Source organism: Pectobacterium quasiaquaticum, from assembly GCF_014946775.2.
Taxonomy (GTDB): Bacteria; Pseudomonadota; Gammaproteobacteria; order Enterobacterales; family Enterobacteriaceae; genus Pectobacterium; species Pectobacterium aquaticum.
In genome coordinates this window covers 2,012,555-2,029,845 of sequence record NZ_CP065177.1, presented here as the reverse complement: position 1 = coordinate 2,029,845, position 17,291 = coordinate 2,012,555, and the positions used below count along the sequence as shown (strand labels likewise).

Below are 17,291 nucleotides of genomic sequence, written 5' to 3'. Positions count from 1 at the left end.
ATCATGGCTGAAGTTATTTTCAAAAAGCTGGAAAAAGTATACAGCAACGGTTTCAAAGCGGTTCACGGCATCGACCTGACCATTAAAGACGGTGAATTCATGGTTATCGTCGGCCCATCTGGCTGTGCGAAATCCACTACGCTGCGTATGCTGGCGGGTCTGGAAACCATCAGCGGCGGTGAAGTACGTATCGGTGAGCGCGTTGTTAACAATCTGGCGCCGAAAGAGCGTGGGATTGCCATGGTGTTCCAGAACTACGCCCTCTACCCTCATATGACGGTAAAAGAGAATCTGGCGTTTGGTCTGAAGCTGAGCAAACTGCCTAAAGAGCAAATCGAAGCGCAGGTAGCCGAAGCGGCCAAAATTCTGGAACTGGAAGAACTGATGGATCGTCTGCCGCGCCAACTGTCTGGTGGTCAGGCACAGCGTGTGGCCGTAGGCCGCGCCATCGTTAAAAAACCAGATGTGTTCCTGTTTGACGAACCGTTGTCTAACTTGGATGCCAAGCTGCGTGCGTCCATGCGTATCCGTATTTCTGACCTGCATAAGCAGTTGAAGAAAAGCGGCAAAGCGGCGACAAGCGTATATGTTACCCACGATCAGACTGAAGCCATGACCATGGGTGACCGTATCTGCGTGATGAAACTCGGTCACATCATGCAGGTCGATACGCCGGATAACCTGTACCACTTCCCTGTCAACATGTTCGTTGCTGGTTTCATTGGCTCACCAGAAATGAACATCAAGCCATGTAAACTGGTCGACAAAGACGGTCAGGTTGGCGTTGTGGTGGGTAACAACGCGCTGGTGTTAAACAGTGAGAAGCAAGACAAAGTCCGCAGCTATATCGGACAAGACGTCTTCTTCGGTGTTCGCCCAGACTATGTTTCTGTGTCAGATACGCCATTTGAAGGCAACCATTCTCAAGGTGAGTTGGTTCGCGTAGAAAACATGGGCCACGAATTCTTTATGTACATTAAAGTCGATGGCTTTGAATTAACCAGCCGCATTCCTTATGACGAAGGTCGGCTGATTATCGAGAAAGGACTGCATCGTCCGGTATATTTCCAGTTCGACATGGAAAAATGCCATATTTTTGATGCAAAAACAGAAAAAAATATCTCTCTTTAACAGGAGTAGTAACCGATGAAAAAAGCGATCCTACACACGTTAATAGCTTCATCTCTGGCATTAGTGGCAATGCCGTCTTTAGCCGCTGATAATGTTGAATTGAGAATGTCTTGGTGGGGCGGCAACAGCCGTCACCAGCAGACGCTTAAAGCGATTGAAGAGTTCCATAAGCAGCATCCAAACATCACCGTGAAAGCGGAATACACTGGATGGGATGGTCACCTGTCTCGCCTGACAACACAAATTGCCGGTAACACCGAGCCAGATGTGATGCAGACCAACTGGAACTGGCTGCCGATTTTCTCTAAAAACGGCGATGGTTTTTACGATCTGAACAAGGTTAAAGATTCTCTGGATCTGACCCAGTTTGAGTCAAAAGAACTGCAAAACACCACAGTCGAAGGGAAACTGAACGGTATTCCTATTTCCGTTACGGCTCGCGTGTTCTATTTCAACACCGAAAGCTGGAAAAAAGCCGGTCTGGAATACCCGAAAACGTGGGACGAGCTGCTGAACGCTGGTAAAGTGTTCAAAGAAAAACTGGGCGACCAATACTACCCTATCGTATTGGAACACCAGGATTCTCTGGCTCTGCTAAATTCTTATATGGTTCAGAAGTACAACATTCCAGCGATTGATGTAAAAGGTCAGAAATTCGCCTATACCGATGCACAATGGGCTGAATTCTTTGGCATGTATAAGAAACTGATCGACAGCCATGTCATGCCTGATACGAAATACTATGCGTCTTTCGGTAAGAGCAACATGTATGAAATGAAGCCATGGATCACGGGTGAATGGTCTGGTACTTACATGTGGAACTCCACTATTACTAAGTACTCTGACAACCTGCAACCACCCGCAAAACTGGAATTGGGTAACTATCCGATGCTGCCAGGTGCGAAAGATGCCGGCTTGTTCTTCAAACCTGCACAGATGCTGTCTATCGGTAAATCGACTAAGTACCCTAAAGAGTCTGCTCAGTTGATCAACTTCCTGCTGAACAGCAAAGAAGGTGCTCAGGCTCTGGGCCTGGAACGTGGTGTACCGTTGAGTAAAGCCGCTGTAGCTCAGTTGACTGCCGATGGCGTGATCAAAGATGATGCACCAGCCGTTGCCGGGTTGAAACTGGCGCTGTCGCTGCCACATGACGTTGCCGTTTCACCTTACTTCGACGATCCACAAATCGTTTCTCTGTTTGGTGATACCATCCAGTCTATCGATTACGGTCAGAAATCGGTGGAAGACGCAGCGAAATACTTCCAGCGTCAATCAGATCGTATTCTAAAACGTGCAATGAAGTAATGCTGCACACCTTTTAGACGCTTATTCATCCCTGCCGCACTGACGGCAGGGATTTTTCATTTAAATTAAAACAACCGCCCTATCCAATTCGATCTCCCTCACAATTTGAAACCCCATTTTACTTTTTGTTACCCAAGACGATCTCGATCACAGAACGTAATTTAATAATAAATAAAATAGAACTTGTCCCAAAAAGAGTAACGCGTCTTTCGAAATAAAGCATTAGAACCATCCTAACCAATAGGGAATATAACAATGAAAGTTAAATTACTAGCTCTGGCAGTTACCTCATTAATTAGCGTGAATGCAATGGCGATGACTATCGATTATCGTCATGAAATGATGGATACCCCGAAAGCCGATCATAAAGATCGTCTTGTAATGTCACACCGTTTCGCTAATGGCTTCGGTTTATCTGCGGAAGCAAAGTGGAAACAATCTGGTAAAGATGAAACGCCGAACAAACCTTATAATGAAACCGTCAGCAACGGTACAGAAGTAGTTGCTAGCTATGTTTACAACTTCAATAAGACTTTCTCTTTAGAGCCAGGATTCTCTTTAGAATCAAACTCTGACTCCAACAACTATCGCCCTTATCTGCGCGGTAAAGTAAATATTACTGACGACCTGTCGACTTCCTTACGTTATCGCCCTTACTACAAGCGTAATAGCGGTAATCTTGCAGATTCATCAAAAAACAACCAGGAAAACGGCTATAACTTAACCGCAGTGGTTAGCTATAACTTCCTGAAAAGTTTCCAAGTTGAGTATGAACTGGACTATAAAAAAGCAAATAAGGCAGGTCAATACCAGTCTGACTTCGAAACTTGGAAAATCGATCATGATGTGAAACTGGCTTATAAATGGGATAAAAACTGGAAGCCTTATATGGCGGTAGGTAACGTTGCGGACTCTGGTTCTAACGACAACCGTCAAACTCGTTACCGTGTTGGTGTGCAATACAGCTTCTAATAACCGCCTTATTGTTTAAATAAGCGTTATTAGTTGGCAAAAGGGATGTTAGTGTTAATTGATTAGTCAACGGTATCTTATCATTAACATCCCTTTATTATGATGTCCGTCGTAAGTTAAATTAGTTACGTTTCGTTGTTACCTGTGGCGTTGTTATATGTAATTTAGTTACATACGTTTTAGCTGTTGAAATTGCTGTGTCTGATTTACCCTCTTCGTGTATGAATGTTATTTCTTTATTAAAGTTTGCGGTTCAGGGTGGTCATTTTTTCTCCGATGTGATGGCTACCCTATTTTTTACCATCGCCCAACGATTTCCCCCTCCTTCCCTTTGTCAGGTGATCTATCATGATTGTTCGTTCTCTGCTTGTCGGAGCCATTATGATGTCGGTAAATGGATTAAGTTACGCCCAACCTATTTTTCCTGTCTGGCCACACGGTGAAGCGCCAGGTGCCTCTTCTTCAATGGTACAGCCGCAAGTGGTAGAGCGCAGCAAAGATCCCTCTCTTCCCGATCGGGCAGCAACCGGCATTCGCAGCCCCGAAATTACCGTTTACCCAGCAGAGAAACCCAATGGCATGGCGTTACTCATCACGCCCGGCGGTTCTTATCAGCGCGTCGTGTTGGATAAGGAAGGTAGCGATCTGGCACCGTTCTTTAATCAACAGGGCTATACCCTTTTCGTGATGACCTATCGCATGCCCGGTGAAGGCCATAAAGAAGGTGCTGACGCCCCGTTAGCCGATGCCCAGCGTGCAATCAGAACCTTGAGAGCCAATGCCGAGAAATGGCACATTAACCCACAGCGTATCGGCATTATGGGATTCTCCGCTGGTGGTCATGTCGCTGCCAGCCTGGGAACCCGATTCGCCCAGTCTATTTACCCAGCGACGGATGCCATTGATAGCGTAAGCGCACGCCCTGATTTCATGGTGCTGATGTACCCCGTTATTTCAATGCAGGCGAACATTGCGCATGCAGGTTCGCGCAAACAGTTAATCGGCGAGCAGCCGACGGAAGCGCAGGTGCTGCGTTATTCTCCGGAGAAGCAGGTTACCGCTCAGACGCCCCCAACGTTTTTGGTGCATGCCGTTGACGATCCATCAGTGTCGGTTGATAACAGCCTGGTGATGTTCAGCGCGCTGCGGGAAAAACAGATTCCCGTCGAAATGCATCTGTTTGAAAAAGGGAAACACGGTTTCGGCCTGCGCGGTACCAAAGGGCTTCCAGCGGCTGCCTGGCCTCAGTTGCTGGACAATTGGCTGCGTGTTTTACCGGTAAGTAACGAACCGTCGAAATAAATCGTTACGCCGTCACTACTTCCGCAGACAGGGATAATCTCTTATACTGTATAAAATAACAGTTTTATTTGAGAAGTTTCATGACTGCGGAAGGACACCTGCTGTTTTCTGTTGCCTGCGCGATTCTGGCTAAGAAGGTTGAGCTATCGCCAGCACTGGCTACTGGAGACTGGTGGCACATTATTCCCGGTGCGCTCCTTACCGCGCTGCTGCCCGATATTGATCACCCTAAATCCGTCCTCGGGCAGCGCCTGAAATGGCTTTCTTCGCCCATTGCCCGCCTCTTTGGTCATCGTGGGTTTACGCACAGCCTCCTTGCCATCGCCACCGGTATTTTCTTTATTCAGACGCGCCTGCCGCCAGACTGGCTGATTCCGACCGATGCCTACCATGCCATGATCGTCGGTTATCTGAGTCACATTCTCGCGGATATGCTAACGCCCTCTGGCGTTCCTCTGCTCTGGCCCTGTCGCTGGCGTTTCCGCTTGCCGATTTTAAACAGCCAAAAAGGCAATCAATTGGAACGCTTTCTGTGTCTTGCCTGTATCGGTTTTTCGCTGTATCAGCCACAAAAGAATCTGGATTGCTGCACCTATGAGCAGTCGTTTCGTTTTTTACAGTCCGCGCAAGCCTACCTCTTTCAATACGTGAAGTAACAGCGTTACTTACCGTCAGACATATCCCTGTAACATGATGGCAAAAGACCTGCTATCCTGTGCGCGTTTGTTATTTTTCATCGCAAAAAATCACGCTACCTCCGCCGATCTGCATTATCACGCGAGATCGTAGGCAGCGTGACGCGACTCACTGATAGGGAGCAAAGCCGGATGAATTTTCCGCTACTCATAAATATTCTGCTATTTGTCGCATTACTGCTCGGATTAGGTTACGCCAACCGTAACCCATCCTGGAGTCTGGCAAAAAAAGTGTTGCTGGGGCTGGTTGTCGGGGTGCTATTTGGTCTGGCACTGCATCTGATTTATGGTGGCGACAACCCAGTTGTTAAGCAATCCATCTCATGGTTTAACATCGTAGGTAATGGCTATGTGCAGCTGTTACAGATGATCGTCATGCCGCTGGTCTTTATTTCCATCCTCAATTCCGTTGCCAAGCTGCATAATGCCTCGTCATTAGGCAAAATCAGCGTGTTGACGCTTTCCACCCTATTGATCACCACGCTGATTTCCGCGTTGGTCGGTGTTTTTGTGACTAACCTGTTTGGCCTGACGGCAACCGGACTGGTGCAAGGTGCGCAAGAAACCGCGCGATTAACGGCAATTGAAAATAACTATGCGGGTAAAGTTGCTGACCTTAACGTGCCTCAGCTTATCCTGTCATTCATTCCTAAAAACCCATTTGCTGAGCTGACCGGCGCGAACCCGACGTCTATCATCAGCGTCGTCGTCTTCGCCGCATTCCTTGGCGTTGCGGCGTTGCAGTTGCTGAAAGATGACGCAGTCAAAGGCGAACGCGTTTTAACCGCCATTGACACACTGCAATCCTGGGTGATGAAGCTCGTTCGTCTGGTGATGAAGTTGACCCCGTATGGCGTCATGGCGCTGATGACCAAAATGGTCGCCAGCTCTAACCTGCAAGACATCCTCAAGCTGGGCAGCTTCGTTGTCGCGTCCTATCTGGGTCTGGCGATTATGTTCGGCGTCCATGCGCTGATTCTGTCGTTCACAGGCATCAATCCAGCTCGTTTTTATCGCAAAGTCTGGCCGGTACTGACGTTCGCGTTTACCAGTCGTTCCAGCGCAGCGACAATTCCACTTAGCATTGAGGCGCAAACGCGCCGCATTGGTGTACCGCAATCTATCGCCAGCTTTGCGGCGTCTTTCGGCACGACAATCGGGCAGAATGGCTGTGCAGGGCTTTATCCAGCGATGCTGGCCGTGATGGTCGCGCCAACGGTCGGCATCAACCCGCTGGATCCTGTTTGGATCGCGACGCTGGTCGGTATCGTCACCATCAGTTCTGCTGGCGTAGCCGGTGTGGGCGGCGGTGCCACCTTTGCCGCATTAATCGTTCTGCCTGCGATGGGGCTGCCGGTAACGCTGGTCGCGCTGCTCATCTCCATTGAGCCGCTTATCGATATGGGCCGTACCGCGCTTAACGTCAGCGGCTCCATGACGGCCGGTACCGTCACCAGCCAGTTAATGAAGCAGACGGACAAAACGGTTTTCAACGCGCAGGATGACGCTGAGTTGACGCACCGCTAAGCCACGCTTGCTGGACAAAAGAAAACGCCGACGGGTGATGCTGTCGGCGTTTTTTTATAACGGACATCCTTGTCCGTCACCCTACGGGCCGTTGCTACGCAACATTGAAAAACGTTCCCTACGTTTTTTTATGACGCTTTAGTGATAACGATTTCGTCTAATTACGTTACTTAGCGCTGTGGATTGGTGTCATAAGCTTGGCAGCTCTGAAAACCTTTATTGAGAACATAACCCGTGTCGTTGTAGCTCACGAAATAATTCTGCGCGGTGCCATCGCGGTTTTTCAGCAGGTAATCGCTACAAGTGCCTTTGGCATTCACCAGACGTTTTTCCACTCCGCTACCAGCGAGCTGATGAACCTGCTGCTTCGTCATTCCCACTTTTACATCTTTCACCACAGGTTCATTGACATAGCTTTCTGCCTTGTTATAAGCCGAACATCCCGCGAGCATGACAGCACCTGCTGCCGCAATACATACCAGTAATCTGTTATTCTTCATTTCATCACCTCATTATTAATGGGTCACCCTAAGGCTAGTTGGCGGCGCCCCCTTTTTCAAATCATAACGCAGGGATGTAACCTATTGGCCGATAGTCGAAAACGGGTTATCTATAGGGAAAATGACTACCTGACAGCTTGTTCTTTTTCTTCACGCCGATTCGTTTTACACTCAGGGTATCGTAATAATTCTTTTGCAGTATCAATAAGTTCAGGAGAGGATGGCATGTCATTACAAAACGACATTATCACTGCGTTGGGAGTGAAAAGCAGTATCGATCCAGCACAGGAAATCCGTGTTAGCGTTGATTTTTTAAAGAATTATCTGAATACTCACCCGTTCGTTACGTCGTTAGTTTTGGGCATCAGCGGTGGTCAGGACTCTACGCTGACCGGCAAACTATGTCAGACGGCTATCACGGAATTACGCAATGAGACCGGAAATTCTCGCTATCAGTTCATCGCCGTTCGGCTGCCTTACGGCGTGCAGGCAGATGAAGCCGACTGTCAGGATGCCATCGCTTTTATCCAACCAGACCGCGTATTAACCGTCAACATCAAGCCCGCCATTGAGGCCAGTGAAGCCACCTTGCGCGCCATTGGCGTGGAGCTTTCCGATTTTGTAAAAGGCAATGAAAAAGCAAGAGAACGCATGAAAGCGCAGTACAGCATCGCGGGCATGAATGCTGGGCTCGTCGTCGGCACCGATCATGCAGCAGAGGCGGTAACCGGCTTTTTCACCAAATACGGTGATGGCGGTACCGATATCAACCCGATTTTCCGGTTGAACAAGCGTCAGGGTAAAGCGCTGCTGCACGAACTCGGCTGCCCTTCACATCTTTATACCAAAGCACCGACCGCCGATCTGGAAGAAGACCGTCCCTCCCTCCCCGATGAAGTCGCGCTGGGTGTGACCTATGAAAATATCGACGACTATCTGGAAGGCAAGCAGATCGACGCTAACGATGCAGCCATTATCGAAAACTGGTATCGCAAAACCGAACACAAGCGTCGTCCGCCGATTACCGTTTTTGATGACTTCTGGCGGTAAACCATCGCGATGACCACTACCGGGCGCGGATAACGGCGTCCGGTTTATTTTTTGATTTTTTCTGTACAGATTTCATAATCAGGTATGAATATGACGCCACAGCGCGCCACGCTCACGGGCCTACTGGCGATCGTTTTATGGAGTACATCCGTTGGGCTTATTCGCAGCCTGACCGAAGCGCTCGGCCCCATCGGTGGTGCAGCGATGATTTACTCCACCAGCACGTTATGTCTACTGGCCTTTTATGGTCTTCCCCGCATTAAAACGCTGCCAAGAATCTATTTGTTCGCAGGCGGTGCGCTGTTTGTCTGCTACGAGATATTTCTGTCGCTGTCCATCGGGCTAGCAGATAGCCGCATGCAGGCGATGGAAATCGGGATGATTAACTATTTGTGGCCCAGCCTGACCATTCTTTTTTCTCTTTTTATCAATCAGCAGAAAAGTCATTCTCTACTCTGGCCTGGCCTCGCGCTATCACTGGGTGGCATCGTGTGGATTATGAAAAGAGAAAGCGACTGGACACCAGAACTGCTGTGGAACAATGTTCTTGCTAACCCGCTGGCCTACAGTCTGGCGTTTTCTGCAGCCTTGACCTGGGCGCTCTACTGCAATATCACTAAACGTTACGGGCAGGGAAAAAGTGGCGTCTCGCTGTTCTTTTTCATCGCCGCACTCGTGCTATGGATTCAGTATTCCTTCAGTGCCGAAGGTGCAATTTCATTAACTTTGCCGAGATCGCTGCAACTGCTCTTTATGGGCGCCTCAACCGCGCTGGCCTATTCCGCCTGGAATGCTGGGATTCAGCATGGCAACCTGACGTTGCTGGCAACTGCCTCTTATTTCACGCCTGTGCTTTCCACACTATTGGCCGCGCTCTGGCTCAACATCACGCCCGCCATTTCATTCTGGCAAGGCGTCGCAATGGTCACGGCAGGTTCACTGCTTTGCTGGTATGCGACACGCTCGTCCCCGAGCTGACAGGTTGGTTCGGTCAGACCTGATTACTACCTTCCTCGGCGAGGTTCTCCTCACCTTTTTCCCTCTGCTTTCCTACATAGATGTGACTTCAGTGGTTCCCCTTACAATAAATTGCATTTAAAATACATCAATTATAATTTCATCAGGACATGACGCACATGGCGAGAAAATCCCTGGGAAAATACCGACAGCGGGAGATCCGTACCGTCGGATTGATGATCGAGCTGTATGAAAAGCATCATCCTGAAACCGGCGATAACGCGCAGCATAAAGACTTATTCAACTACGCCATCAAGCGTCTGGAACGCTGTCAATTCGGTGAAGATAAACCCGCGTGTAAGCATTGCCCCATTCACTGCTATCAACCCGCCCGACGTGAGGCGATCAAAGCGATTATGCGCTGGTCGGGGCCGCGGATGTTATTGCGCCACCCGATTCTGGCAATACGCCATTTAATTGACGATCATCGGCCAGTGCCGGACTATCCGAAAAAAGAGACAGCGCCAAAAACGCCAAATGGACGAGCAACGCGTTTAGCCTCGCAGCATACAGCGCCGGCAGATACCGAATCGACGTTGAAATAGGAAAAATGAGGCGAATAAGATAGGAAAAGGCCGCTTGCGCGGCCTTTTTGGGTGACTCTGTTACTCTTTGGGAGAGGCGTTCTCTACCCTGCTTTTTAGCTTTTGCCCCGGACGGAACGTGACCACACGGCGCGCCGTAATCGGAATATCTTCGCCAGTTTTTGGGTTACGTCCCGGACGTTGGTTCTTGTCTCGCAAATCAAAATTGCCAAAACCTGACAACTTGACCTGCTCGCCATTTTCCAAAGCGCGACGAACTTCTTCAAAAAACAGCTCGACTAGCTCTTTGGCATCCCGTTTGCTCAGCCCGAGCTTCTCAAACAGGTATTCTGACATTTCAGCTTTAGTAAGCGCCATAGGTTCAATCCCTCAAGGATGCTTGGAATCGCTGTTTTAATGCTGCTACGCATTCTGCAACGGTAGCGGCAATTTCCTCTTCTGCCAGTGTACGCGTGGTATCTTGCAGGGTCAGACTGATAGCCAGACTCTTATAACCTTCCGCTACGCCCTTCCCTCGGTACACATCGAATAAGTTTACGCCAACTAACTGATTTGCGCCAACTTTCTTACACTCGGCCAAAATATCGCCCGCAGGGACATTTTCAGCGACCACAACGGCGATATCGCGACGGTTCGCCGGGAAGCGGGAAACCTCGTTCGCCTCAGGCAATACGCGGTCTGCGACCTTATCCCACAATAATTCGAACACCACGGTGCGCCCGTTAAGATCCAACTTGCGCTCCAGTTCTGGGTGAATAACGCCAATAAATCCAATGCGTTCTCCGCACAGATAAATAGCAGCACTTTGTCCTGGATGCAATGCCGGATTGTTTTCGGCCTTGAACTCAATCTCAGACAACTTGCCCGTCAATGCCAGTACCGCTTCCAAATCGCCTTTTAAATCATAGAAGTCAACGGCCTGACGCGCCAGATCCCAATGTTCTTCATAACGCGTGCCAGTAATCACACCCGCCAGCATCAAATCCTGACGAATTCCCAGGTCAGCACTGGTGTCCGGTACAAAACGGAGACCGCTTTCAAACAGGCGCAGGCGGCTTTGTTGACGGTTTTGGTTATACACTGCCGCGCTCAGCAAGCCGCTCCACAGCGATAAACGCATCACCGACATCTCTGCGGAAATTGGGCTCGGCAGGCTCAGCGACGCTTCATTAGGGTGGATTAATCCCTGAATTTTCGGGTCAACAAAACTGTAAGTAATTGCTTCCTGGTAGCCGTGATCGACTAATAATGTCTTCACACGCTTCAATGACAGTGACGCTTCGCGATGCGAGGTCATAATCAACGGAGCCTGAGTCGGTATATTCGGAATGTTGTTGTAGCCGTAAATACGCGCGACTTCTTCAACCAAATCTTCTTCAATTTCCATGTCGAAGCGCCAGCTCGGTGCCGTCGCCTGCCAACCTGCATCGGTTTTCGCGACGTTACAGCCCAGACGCTGCAGAATATCGCTCACCTGCTCATCGGCAATCACATGGCCAATCAGGCGATCCAATTTCTCACGGCGCAGCGTAATCGTTGCGCGAGTTGGCAAATCTGCCTCGCTAGTCACATCAACGACCGGACCTGCTTCACCACCGCAGATATCGATCAGTAGACGAGTCGCGCGCTCAATGGCTTTGTGCTGTAACGCCGGATCGACGCCACGCTCGTAGCGGTGAGACGCATCGGTGTGCAAACCGTGACGACGTGCGCGTCCGGTAATCGACAGCGGGTTGAAGTAAGCGCATTCCAGCAGAACGTTTTGTGTCTCTTCATTGACGCCAGAATGCTCGCCGCCAAAGATACCGCCCATCGCCAGCGCATTCTGCTGGTCAGCGATAACCAGCGTATCCGCGTTCAGCTTCGCTTCGTTACCATCCAGCAGCGTCAACGTTTCTCCTTCTGTCGCCATACGCACGATAATACCGCCGTTGAGGCGATCAAGATCGAACGCGTGCATTGGTTGGCCTAGTTCCAGCAGAACGTAGTTCGTCACATCAACAACCGGATCGATAGAACGAATACCGCAACGGCGCAGCTTTTCGCGCATCCACAGTGGCGTTGCCGCCTTAACGTTGATGCCTTTCACCACACGGCCTAAGTAACGCGGGCATGCCTGTGGCGCATCGACCTGAATCGGGAAGGTATCCTGAATCGTCGCAGCAACGGGCTCAATAGTCGGTTCATTCAACGCCAGTTGATTCAATACAGCGACATCACGCGCCACGCCGATGATGCCAAGACAATCTGCACGGTTCGGCGTCACGCTGATTTCAATCGCGTTGTCATCCAGCTTCAGATACTCACGAATATCCGTGCCAATCGGCGCGTCTGCTGGCAGTTCAATGATGCCATCGTGATCCTCGGAAATACCTAACTCGGAAAATGAGCACAGCATGCCTTCAGACGGTTCACCACGCAGCTTTGCGGCTTTAATTTTGAAATCGCCCGGCAATACGGCACCGACCGTCGCCACCGCCACTTTCAGGCCCTGACGGCAGTTCGGCGCGCCACAGACGATGTCCAGCAGGCGCTCGCCGCCGACATTGACTTTCGTCACACGCAGTTTGTCTGCGTTCGGGTGCTGCCCACATTCAACCACTTCACCGACAACCACTCCGTGGAATGCGCCAGCAACAGGCTCAACGCCATCCACTTCCAGCCCTGCCATCGTGATCTGTTCAGATAGCGTTTCACTGTCAACCGCTGGGTTTACCCACTCGCGTAACCAGAGTTCACTGAATTTCATGATGTATACCCGCCTTACTTAAACTGTTTGAGGAAACGCAGATCGTTTTCGAAGAATGCACGCAGATCGGTCACGCCATAGCGCAGCATCGTCAGACGCTCCATGCCCATACCGAACGCGAAGCCGGAATACACTTCAGGGTCGATACCGACATTACGCAGGACATTCGGGTGCACCATACCGCAGCCCAAGACTTCCAGCCATTTGCCGTTTTTCCCCATCACATCCACTTCAGCAGACGGTTCGGTAAACGGGAAATAAGACGGACGGAAGCGAACCTGCAAATCTTCCTCAAAGAAATTACGCAGGAAATCATGCAACGTGCCTTTCAGGTTGGTGAAGCTGATGTCTTTATCGACGATCAACCCTTCCATCTGATGGAACATCGGCGTGTGGGTCTGATCGTAATCGTTACGATAAACACGGCCCGGCGCGATGATACGGATAGGCGGTTGCTGCTTTTCCATGGTACGAATCTGAACGCCAGACGTCTGTGTACGCAGCAGGCGTGTAGCATCAAACCAGAACGTGTCGTGGTCAGCACGCGCAGGGTGATGCCCTGGAATATTCAGCGCATCAAAGTTGTGATAGTCATCTTCGATTTCTGGCCCAGTTACCACGGAAAAACCCAGCTCACCGAAGAAGGTTTCGATACGATCGATGGTACGCGTCACCGGATGCAAGCCACCATTTTCAATGGTGCGGCCCGGCAGGGAGACATCGATGGTTTCTTGCGCCAGACGTGCATTTAACTCAGCGGATTCCAGCATGTGCTTACGGGCATTCAGCGCGTCCTGAACGTCTTGCTTAGCCTGGTTAATGACAGCACCAGCCGCAGGGCGCTCTTCAGCCGGCAACTCGCGCAGCGAGGTCATCTGAAGGGTTAAGTGACCTTTTTTGCCCAGATATTCGACACGCACATTTTCCAGTGCGGCAACATCCTGAGCCTCTTCTATAGCTGTTCTGGCTTTGGCAACCAGCTCTGCGAGATGTGGCATTGTGTTCCTCTTTTTCTGCCTATGTGGCCAACGGTCATGATTGAAGAATGTCGTTTTACTCAAAACGATAAATGTTACTAAAAACAAGAGTAAAAACCGATTATTGTAAACAAAAAAGCCTCCCTATGGGGAGGCTTAAGCGCTACTTTTCGTTTCTTTTCTTACGCGCAAAGCCCCCTGAATTCAGGCGCTAAAGTAAAAAAAGAAACGGAAAATAGCAGCGTTCATACTTGCGTTACCTTTGTCTTGTAAATAAGAAAAATAAACCTGTAGCGCTCGACGAAAAGAGGGAGCCAAAGCTCCCTCTCTCAACTGACTTACGCCAGTGCTGCTTTCGCTTTTTCGACCAGCGCGCTGAACGCTAACTTATCGAATACTGCGATATCAGCCAGAATCTTACGGTCAATTTCAACAGAAGCTTTTTTCAGGCCGTTGATGAATTTACTGTAAGATAAGCCGTTTTGACGAGCTGCCGCATTGATACGTGCAATCCACAGCTGGCGGAATTGACGTTTACGTTGACGACGGTCGCGGTAAGCGTATTGGCCAGCTTTGATTACTGCCTGGAAGGCAACACGATAAACACGCGAACGGGCACCGTAGTAACCTTTCGCTTGTTTCAATATTTTCTTGTGACGTGCACGGGCAACTACACCACGTTTTACGCGAGCCATATGCTCTCTCCTAAAGTCTTATTCTGAATTAAAAAAAGGTTACTTATGCGTACGGCAGACATGCGATAACAAGACCCAGATCCCCTTTGGAGACCAGACCTTTTGGACGCAGGTGACGTTTACGCTTAGTTGACTTTTTGGTCAGAATATGACGCAGGTTAGCATGCTTACGCTTAAAACCACCGCTTGCGGTTTTTTTAAAGCGTTTAGCGGCGCCACGTACTGTTTTGATCTTTGGCATTGTTATTTCCACTTCGCATTGTTAATAAAACGAATCAGATAAGGCGAACAACGCTGTACAACACAGAGGTTGTACGGCCTTGCTACTTGAATGCCTTACTGTTTCTTCTTCGGCGCTAGCACCATGATCATCTGGCGGCCTTCGATCTTCGATGGGAAGGATTCGACAACTGCCAGTTCACTCAGATCGTCACGAACGCGGTTAAGCACTTCCATACCAATCTGTTGGTGCGCCATTTCACGACCGCGGAAACGCAGTGTGATTTTAGCTTTGTCACCATCTTCAAGAAAGCGAATCAGGTTGCGTAGTTTGACCTGATAGTCGCCATCATCGGTACCAGGTCGGAATTTGATTTCCTTGACCTGAATAACTTTTTGTTTTTTCTTCTGTTCCTTTGTGGCCTTACTCTTCTCATAAAGGAACTTGCCGTAATCCATAATTCGGCAAACCGGCGGCTCGGCGTTCGGACTGATTTCGACTAAATCAACACCTGCTTCTTCGGCTTTTTCTAATGCTTCATTTAGACTTACGATGCCCAGCTGTTCGCCTTCGACGCCTGATAGGCGTACCTCGTGTGCGCGAATCTCTCTGTTGATGCGATTAGGACGCGCCGGTTGAACTCGTTTTCCGCCTTTAATACTTATACCTCCAATTGATGAAGACTACGGCTGCGAATCTCTTGTTGCAGCTTACTGATGACTTCACTGACGTCAAGGCTCCCCAGGTCTTTACCACGACGAGTACGGACAGCAACTTTTCCTGCCTCGACCTCTTTGTCGCCACAAACCAGCATATAGGGAACACGTCGTAAAGTGTGTTCGCGGATTTTAAAGCCTATCTTCTCATTTCTCAAGTCTGCTTTTACACGAATGCCCGCTTCTTGCAGTTTTCGGGTCAATTCGTTGACATAATCAGACTGGCTATCAGTGATATTTATTATCACCGCTTGAACTGGGGCTAACCAGGTCGGGAAGAAACCGGCGAATTCTTCGGTCAGAATACCGATGAAACGCTCCATTGATCCCAAAATAGCCCGGTGAATCATAACTGGAACCTGACGCTCGTTGCTTTCGCCAACATAAGACGCGTTCAGACGGCCCGGTAATGAAAAGTCGAGTTGCACCGTACCACACTGCCACGCACGATCCAAACAGTCATGCAGGGTAAATTCAATTTTTGGGCCGTAGAACGCCCCTTCACCCGGCTGATAGGCGAATTCGATGTTATTTTCAGTCAACGCGGCCGCCAAATCGGCTTCAGCGCGATCCCACATCTCATCGCTACCAATACGTTTTTCAGGACGCGTAGACAGTTTCACCACGATTTTTTCAAAACCGAAGGTGCTGTACATGTCATACACCATCTTGATGCAACTGTTCACTTCATCACGAACCTGCTCTTCCGTACAGAAGATGTGCGCATCGTCCTGAGTGAAGCCACGCACGCGCATTAAGCCATGCAGAGAGCCTGACGGTTCATTACGGTGACAACTACCGAACTCGGCCATACGCAGCGGTAAATCGCGGTATGATTTCAATCCCTGATTGAAAATCTGTACGTGGCCTGGGCAGTTCATTGGCTTGATGCAGTATTCACGGTTTTCTGATGACGTCGTGAACATCGCTTCTTTATAGTTTTCCCAGTGACCGGTTTTTTCCCACATCACGCGGTCCATCATGAATGGACCTTTTACTTCCTGATACTGGTAAGACTTCAGCTTCATGCGTACAAACGCTTCCAGCTCGCGGAAGATCGTCCAGCCGTCGTTGTGCCAGAACACCATACCTGGCGCTTCTTCCTGCATATGGTACAGATCAAGCTGTTTGCCGATCTTGCGGTGGTCGCGCTTAGACGCTTCTTCAAGACGTTGCAGGTAAGAAGCCAGTTGCTTTTTATCTGCCCATGCAGTGCCGTAAATGCGTTGCAGCATTTTGTTTTTGCTGTCGCCACGCCAGTAAGCGCCAGACGTTTTCTGCAATTTGAAATGGTGGCAGAAACGCATATTCGGTACGTGCGGACCACGGCACATATCGATGTATTCTTCATGGTGATACAGACCCGGACGATCATCACGACTGATGTTCTCATCCAGAATCGCCATTTTGTAGGTCTCACCGCGTGCAGCGAACGCATCGCGCGCTTCTTGCCAACTGACTTTTTTCTTAATGACATCATAGTCGGTGTCAGCAAGCTCGTGCATACGCTTTTCGAGCAGCTCAATGTCTTCCTGAGTCAGGGTACGGTCGATATCAACGTCATAGTAAAAACCGTTATCGATAACAGGACCAATCGCCATTTTGGTATCTGGCCACAACTGCTTAATTGCATGGCCCAATAGGTGCGCACAGGAGTGGCGAATAATTTCCAGACCGGCTTCATCTTTAGCAGTGATGATGGCTAACTGCGCATCGGTATCGATCTTATCGCTGGCATCAACCAGCTCGCCATTGACACGTCCTGCGATACAGGCTTTTGCCAGACCGGGACCAATATCAAGTGCAACATCGAGGGGAGAAACGGCGTGGTCGTAATGACGCTGACTTCCATCAGGAAGGGTGATAACTGGCATTATAATTCCCTTATTT

Annotated in this window: 17 protein-coding genes, 1 pseudogene and 1 other annotated feature; of the genes and pseudogenes, 9 read left to right on the top strand and 9 right to left on the bottom strand. The window is 49.5% G+C overall.

The annotated features are described in order from the left end of the window. The first annotated feature begins 3 nt into the window (after positions 1 to 3). The 6 genes and pseudogenes from IG609_RS09410 to IG609_RS09385 all read left to right on the top strand — a co-directional run bounded on the left by IG609_RS09410 (position 4) and on the right by IG609_RS09385 (position 6,932). Positions 4 to 1,131 carry an ABC transporter ATP-binding protein gene (locus tag IG609_RS09410; protein WP_102117547.1) on the top strand — a complete coding sequence of 376 codons (1,128 nt, stop codon included), beginning with the start codon at positions 4 to 6 and terminating at the stop codon, positions 1,129 to 1,131. Positions 1,132 to 1,146: 15 nt separating this feature from the next. After that, positions 1,147 to 2,436: an ABC transporter substrate-binding protein gene (locus tag IG609_RS09405; protein WP_193398674.1), complete on the top strand. Its 1,290-nt coding sequence runs from the start codon at positions 1,147 to 1,149 to the stop codon at positions 2,434 to 2,436. 255 nt (positions 2,437 to 2,691) lie between these two features. Beyond that, on the top strand, positions 2,692 to 3,408 hold the full coding sequence (locus IG609_RS09400) for an oligogalacturonate-specific porin KdgM family protein (protein WP_193398675.1): 717 nt from the start codon (positions 2,692 to 2,694) through the stop codon (positions 3,406 to 3,408). Positions 3,409 to 3,756: 348 nt separating this feature from the next. Next, the gene (gene paeX / locus IG609_RS09395; protein WP_193398676.1) at positions 3,757 to 4,710 is read left to right on the top strand and encodes a pectin acetylesterase PaeX; all 954 of its coding nucleotides are present in this window, start codon (positions 3,757 to 3,759) and stop codon (positions 4,708 to 4,710) included. Positions 4,711 to 4,790: 80 nt separating this feature from the next. Continuing rightward, positions 4,791 to 5,297: pseudogene (locus IG609_RS09390) on the top strand (metal-dependent hydrolase); the annotation flags it as partial. Between the two features lie 240 nt (positions 5,298 to 5,537). Further along, positions 5,538 to 6,932: an L-cystine transporter gene (locus IG609_RS09385; protein ID WP_193398678.1), complete on the top strand. Its 1,395-nt coding sequence runs from the start codon at positions 5,538 to 5,540 to the stop codon at positions 6,930 to 6,932. A 170-nt stretch (positions 6,933 to 7,102) separates the two neighbouring features. Here the strand turns inward: IG609_RS09385 and osmE are convergent, their stop codons facing one another. Continuing rightward, on the bottom strand, positions 7,103 to 7,432 hold the full coding sequence (gene osmE, locus IG609_RS09380) for an osmotically-inducible lipoprotein OsmE (protein ID WP_102117920.1): 330 nt from the start codon (positions 7,430 to 7,432) through the stop codon (positions 7,103 to 7,105). 225 nt (positions 7,433 to 7,657) lie between these two features. Here osmE and nadE point away from each other — a divergent pair, with 225 nt between their 5' ends. The 3 genes from nadE (at position 7,658) to IG609_RS09365 (ending at position 10,044) form a co-directional block, all read left to right on the top strand. Then, positions 7,658 to 8,482 (top strand): NAD(+) synthase, encoded by an 825-nt coding sequence (gene nadE / locus IG609_RS09375; protein WP_193398679.1) that lies wholly within the window; start codon positions 7,658 to 7,660, stop codon positions 8,480 to 8,482. A 90-nt stretch (positions 8,483 to 8,572) separates the two neighbouring features. Beyond that, positions 8,573 to 9,460, top strand: a complete 888-nt coding sequence (yddG, locus tag IG609_RS09370; protein WP_193398680.1) for an aromatic amino acid DMT transporter YddG — start codon at positions 8,573 to 8,575, stop codon at positions 9,458 to 9,460. 158 nt (positions 9,461 to 9,618) lie between these two features. Beyond that, a complete protein-coding gene (locus IG609_RS09365) occupies positions 9,619 to 10,044 on the top strand; it encodes a nitrous oxide-stimulated promoter family protein (protein ID WP_193398681.1) in 426 nt (141 codons plus the stop codon). A gap of 60 nt (positions 10,045 to 10,104) precedes the next feature. Here the strand turns inward: IG609_RS09365 and ihfA are convergent, their stop codons facing one another. From ihfA to thrS, 8 genes are all read right to left on the bottom strand, one after another. Then, on the bottom strand, positions 10,105 to 10,401 hold the full coding sequence (ihfA, locus tag IG609_RS09360) for an integration host factor subunit alpha (RefSeq protein WP_009112984.1): 297 nt from the start codon (positions 10,399 to 10,401) through the stop codon (positions 10,105 to 10,107). A 4-nt stretch (positions 10,402 to 10,405) separates the two neighbouring features. Beyond that, entirely contained in the window at positions 10,406 to 12,793 is a 2,388-nt protein-coding gene (gene pheT, locus IG609_RS09355) for a phenylalanine--tRNA ligase subunit beta (protein ID WP_193398682.1), read from the bottom strand. 14 nt (positions 12,794 to 12,807) lie between these two features. Further along, on the bottom strand, positions 12,808 to 13,791 hold the full coding sequence (pheS, locus tag IG609_RS09350; protein ID WP_014915263.1) for a phenylalanine--tRNA ligase subunit alpha: 984 nt from the start codon (positions 13,789 to 13,791) through the stop codon (positions 12,808 to 12,810). A gap of 108 nt (positions 13,792 to 13,899) precedes the next feature. Beyond that, positions 13,900 to 14,024 (bottom strand) — a sequence feature (Phe leader region). Then, positions 13,975 to 14,019 carry a pheST operon leader peptide PheM gene (pheM, locus tag IG609_RS09345; RefSeq protein ID WP_106120997.1) on the bottom strand — a complete coding sequence of 15 codons (45 nt, stop codon included), beginning with the start codon at positions 14,017 to 14,019 and terminating at the stop codon, positions 13,975 to 13,977. (Overlaps the previous feature by 45 nt.) Before the next feature lie 84 nt (positions 14,025 to 14,108). After that, complete coding sequence (rplT, locus tag IG609_RS09340) at positions 14,109 to 14,465, bottom strand: 50S ribosomal protein L20 (RefSeq protein ID WP_005968887.1); 357 nt, start codon at positions 14,463 to 14,465, stop codon at positions 14,109 to 14,111. A 43-nt stretch (positions 14,466 to 14,508) separates the two neighbouring features. After that, on the bottom strand, positions 14,509 to 14,706 hold the full coding sequence (gene rpmI / locus IG609_RS09335) for a 50S ribosomal protein L35 (RefSeq protein WP_010275699.1): 198 nt from the start codon (positions 14,704 to 14,706) through the stop codon (positions 14,509 to 14,511). A gap of 95 nt (positions 14,707 to 14,801) precedes the next feature. After that, positions 14,802 to 15,344, bottom strand: coding sequence for a translation initiation factor IF-3 (gene infC / locus IG609_RS09330; protein ID WP_102117915.1), 543 nt, complete (start codon positions 15,342 to 15,344; stop codon positions 14,802 to 14,804). Between the two features lie 2 nt (positions 15,345 to 15,346). After that, positions 15,347 to 17,275, bottom strand: a complete 1,929-nt coding sequence (gene thrS, locus IG609_RS09325) for a threonine--tRNA ligase (RefSeq protein ID WP_193398683.1) — start codon at positions 17,273 to 17,275, stop codon at positions 15,347 to 15,349. Positions 17,276 to 17,291: the final 16 nt, after the last annotated feature.

What these genes read in the sequence shown, in the direction of transcription:
- IG609_RS09405 (WP_193398674.1), top strand. Translation starts at nt 1,147, where the DNA reads ATGAAAAAAGCGATCCTACACACGTTAATAGCTTCATCTCTGGCATTA.
- yddG (WP_193398680.1), top strand. Translation starts at nt 8,573, where the DNA reads ATGACGCCACAGCGCGCCACGCTCACGGGCCTACTGGCGATCGTTTTA.
- IG609_RS09410 (WP_102117547.1), top strand. Translation starts at nt 4, where the DNA reads ATGGCTGAAGTTATTTTCAAAAAGCTGGAAAAAGTATACAGCAACGGT.
- paeX (WP_193398676.1), top strand. Translation starts at nt 3,757, where the DNA reads ATGATTGTTCGTTCTCTGCTTGTCGGAGCCATTATGATGTCGGTAAAT.
- pheT (WP_193398682.1), bottom strand. Translation starts at nt 12,793, where the DNA reads ATGAAATTCAGTGAACTCTGGTTACGCGAGTGGGTAAACCCAGCGGTT.
- pheS (WP_014915263.1), bottom strand. Translation starts at nt 13,791, where the DNA reads ATGCCACATCTCGCAGAGCTGGTTGCCAAAGCCAGAACAGCTATAGAA.
- IG609_RS09400 (WP_193398675.1), top strand. Translation starts at nt 2,692, where the DNA reads ATGAAAGTTAAATTACTAGCTCTGGCAGTTACCTCATTAATTAGCGTG.
- ihfA (WP_009112984.1), bottom strand. Translation starts at nt 10,401, where the DNA reads ATGGCGCTTACTAAAGCTGAAATGTCAGAATACCTGTTTGAGAAGCTC.
- IG609_RS09365 (WP_193398681.1), top strand. Translation starts at nt 9,619, where the DNA reads ATGGCGAGAAAATCCCTGGGAAAATACCGACAGCGGGAGATCCGTACC.
- osmE (WP_102117920.1), bottom strand. Translation starts at nt 7,432, where the DNA reads ATGAAGAATAACAGATTACTGGTATGTATTGCGGCAGCAGGTGCTGTC.
- nadE (WP_193398679.1), top strand. Translation starts at nt 7,658, where the DNA reads ATGTCATTACAAAACGACATTATCACTGCGTTGGGAGTGAAAAGCAGT.
- thrS (WP_193398683.1), bottom strand. Translation starts at nt 17,275, where the DNA reads ATGCCAGTTATCACCCTTCCTGATGGAAGTCAGCGTCATTACGACCAC.
- rplT (WP_005968887.1), bottom strand. Translation starts at nt 14,465, where the DNA reads ATGGCTCGCGTAAAACGTGGTGTAGTTGCCCGTGCACGTCACAAGAAA.
- rpmI (WP_010275699.1), bottom strand. Translation starts at nt 14,706, where the DNA reads ATGCCAAAGATCAAAACAGTACGTGGCGCCGCTAAACGCTTTAAAAAA.
- IG609_RS09385 (WP_193398678.1), top strand. Translation starts at nt 5,538, where the DNA reads ATGAATTTTCCGCTACTCATAAATATTCTGCTATTTGTCGCATTACTG.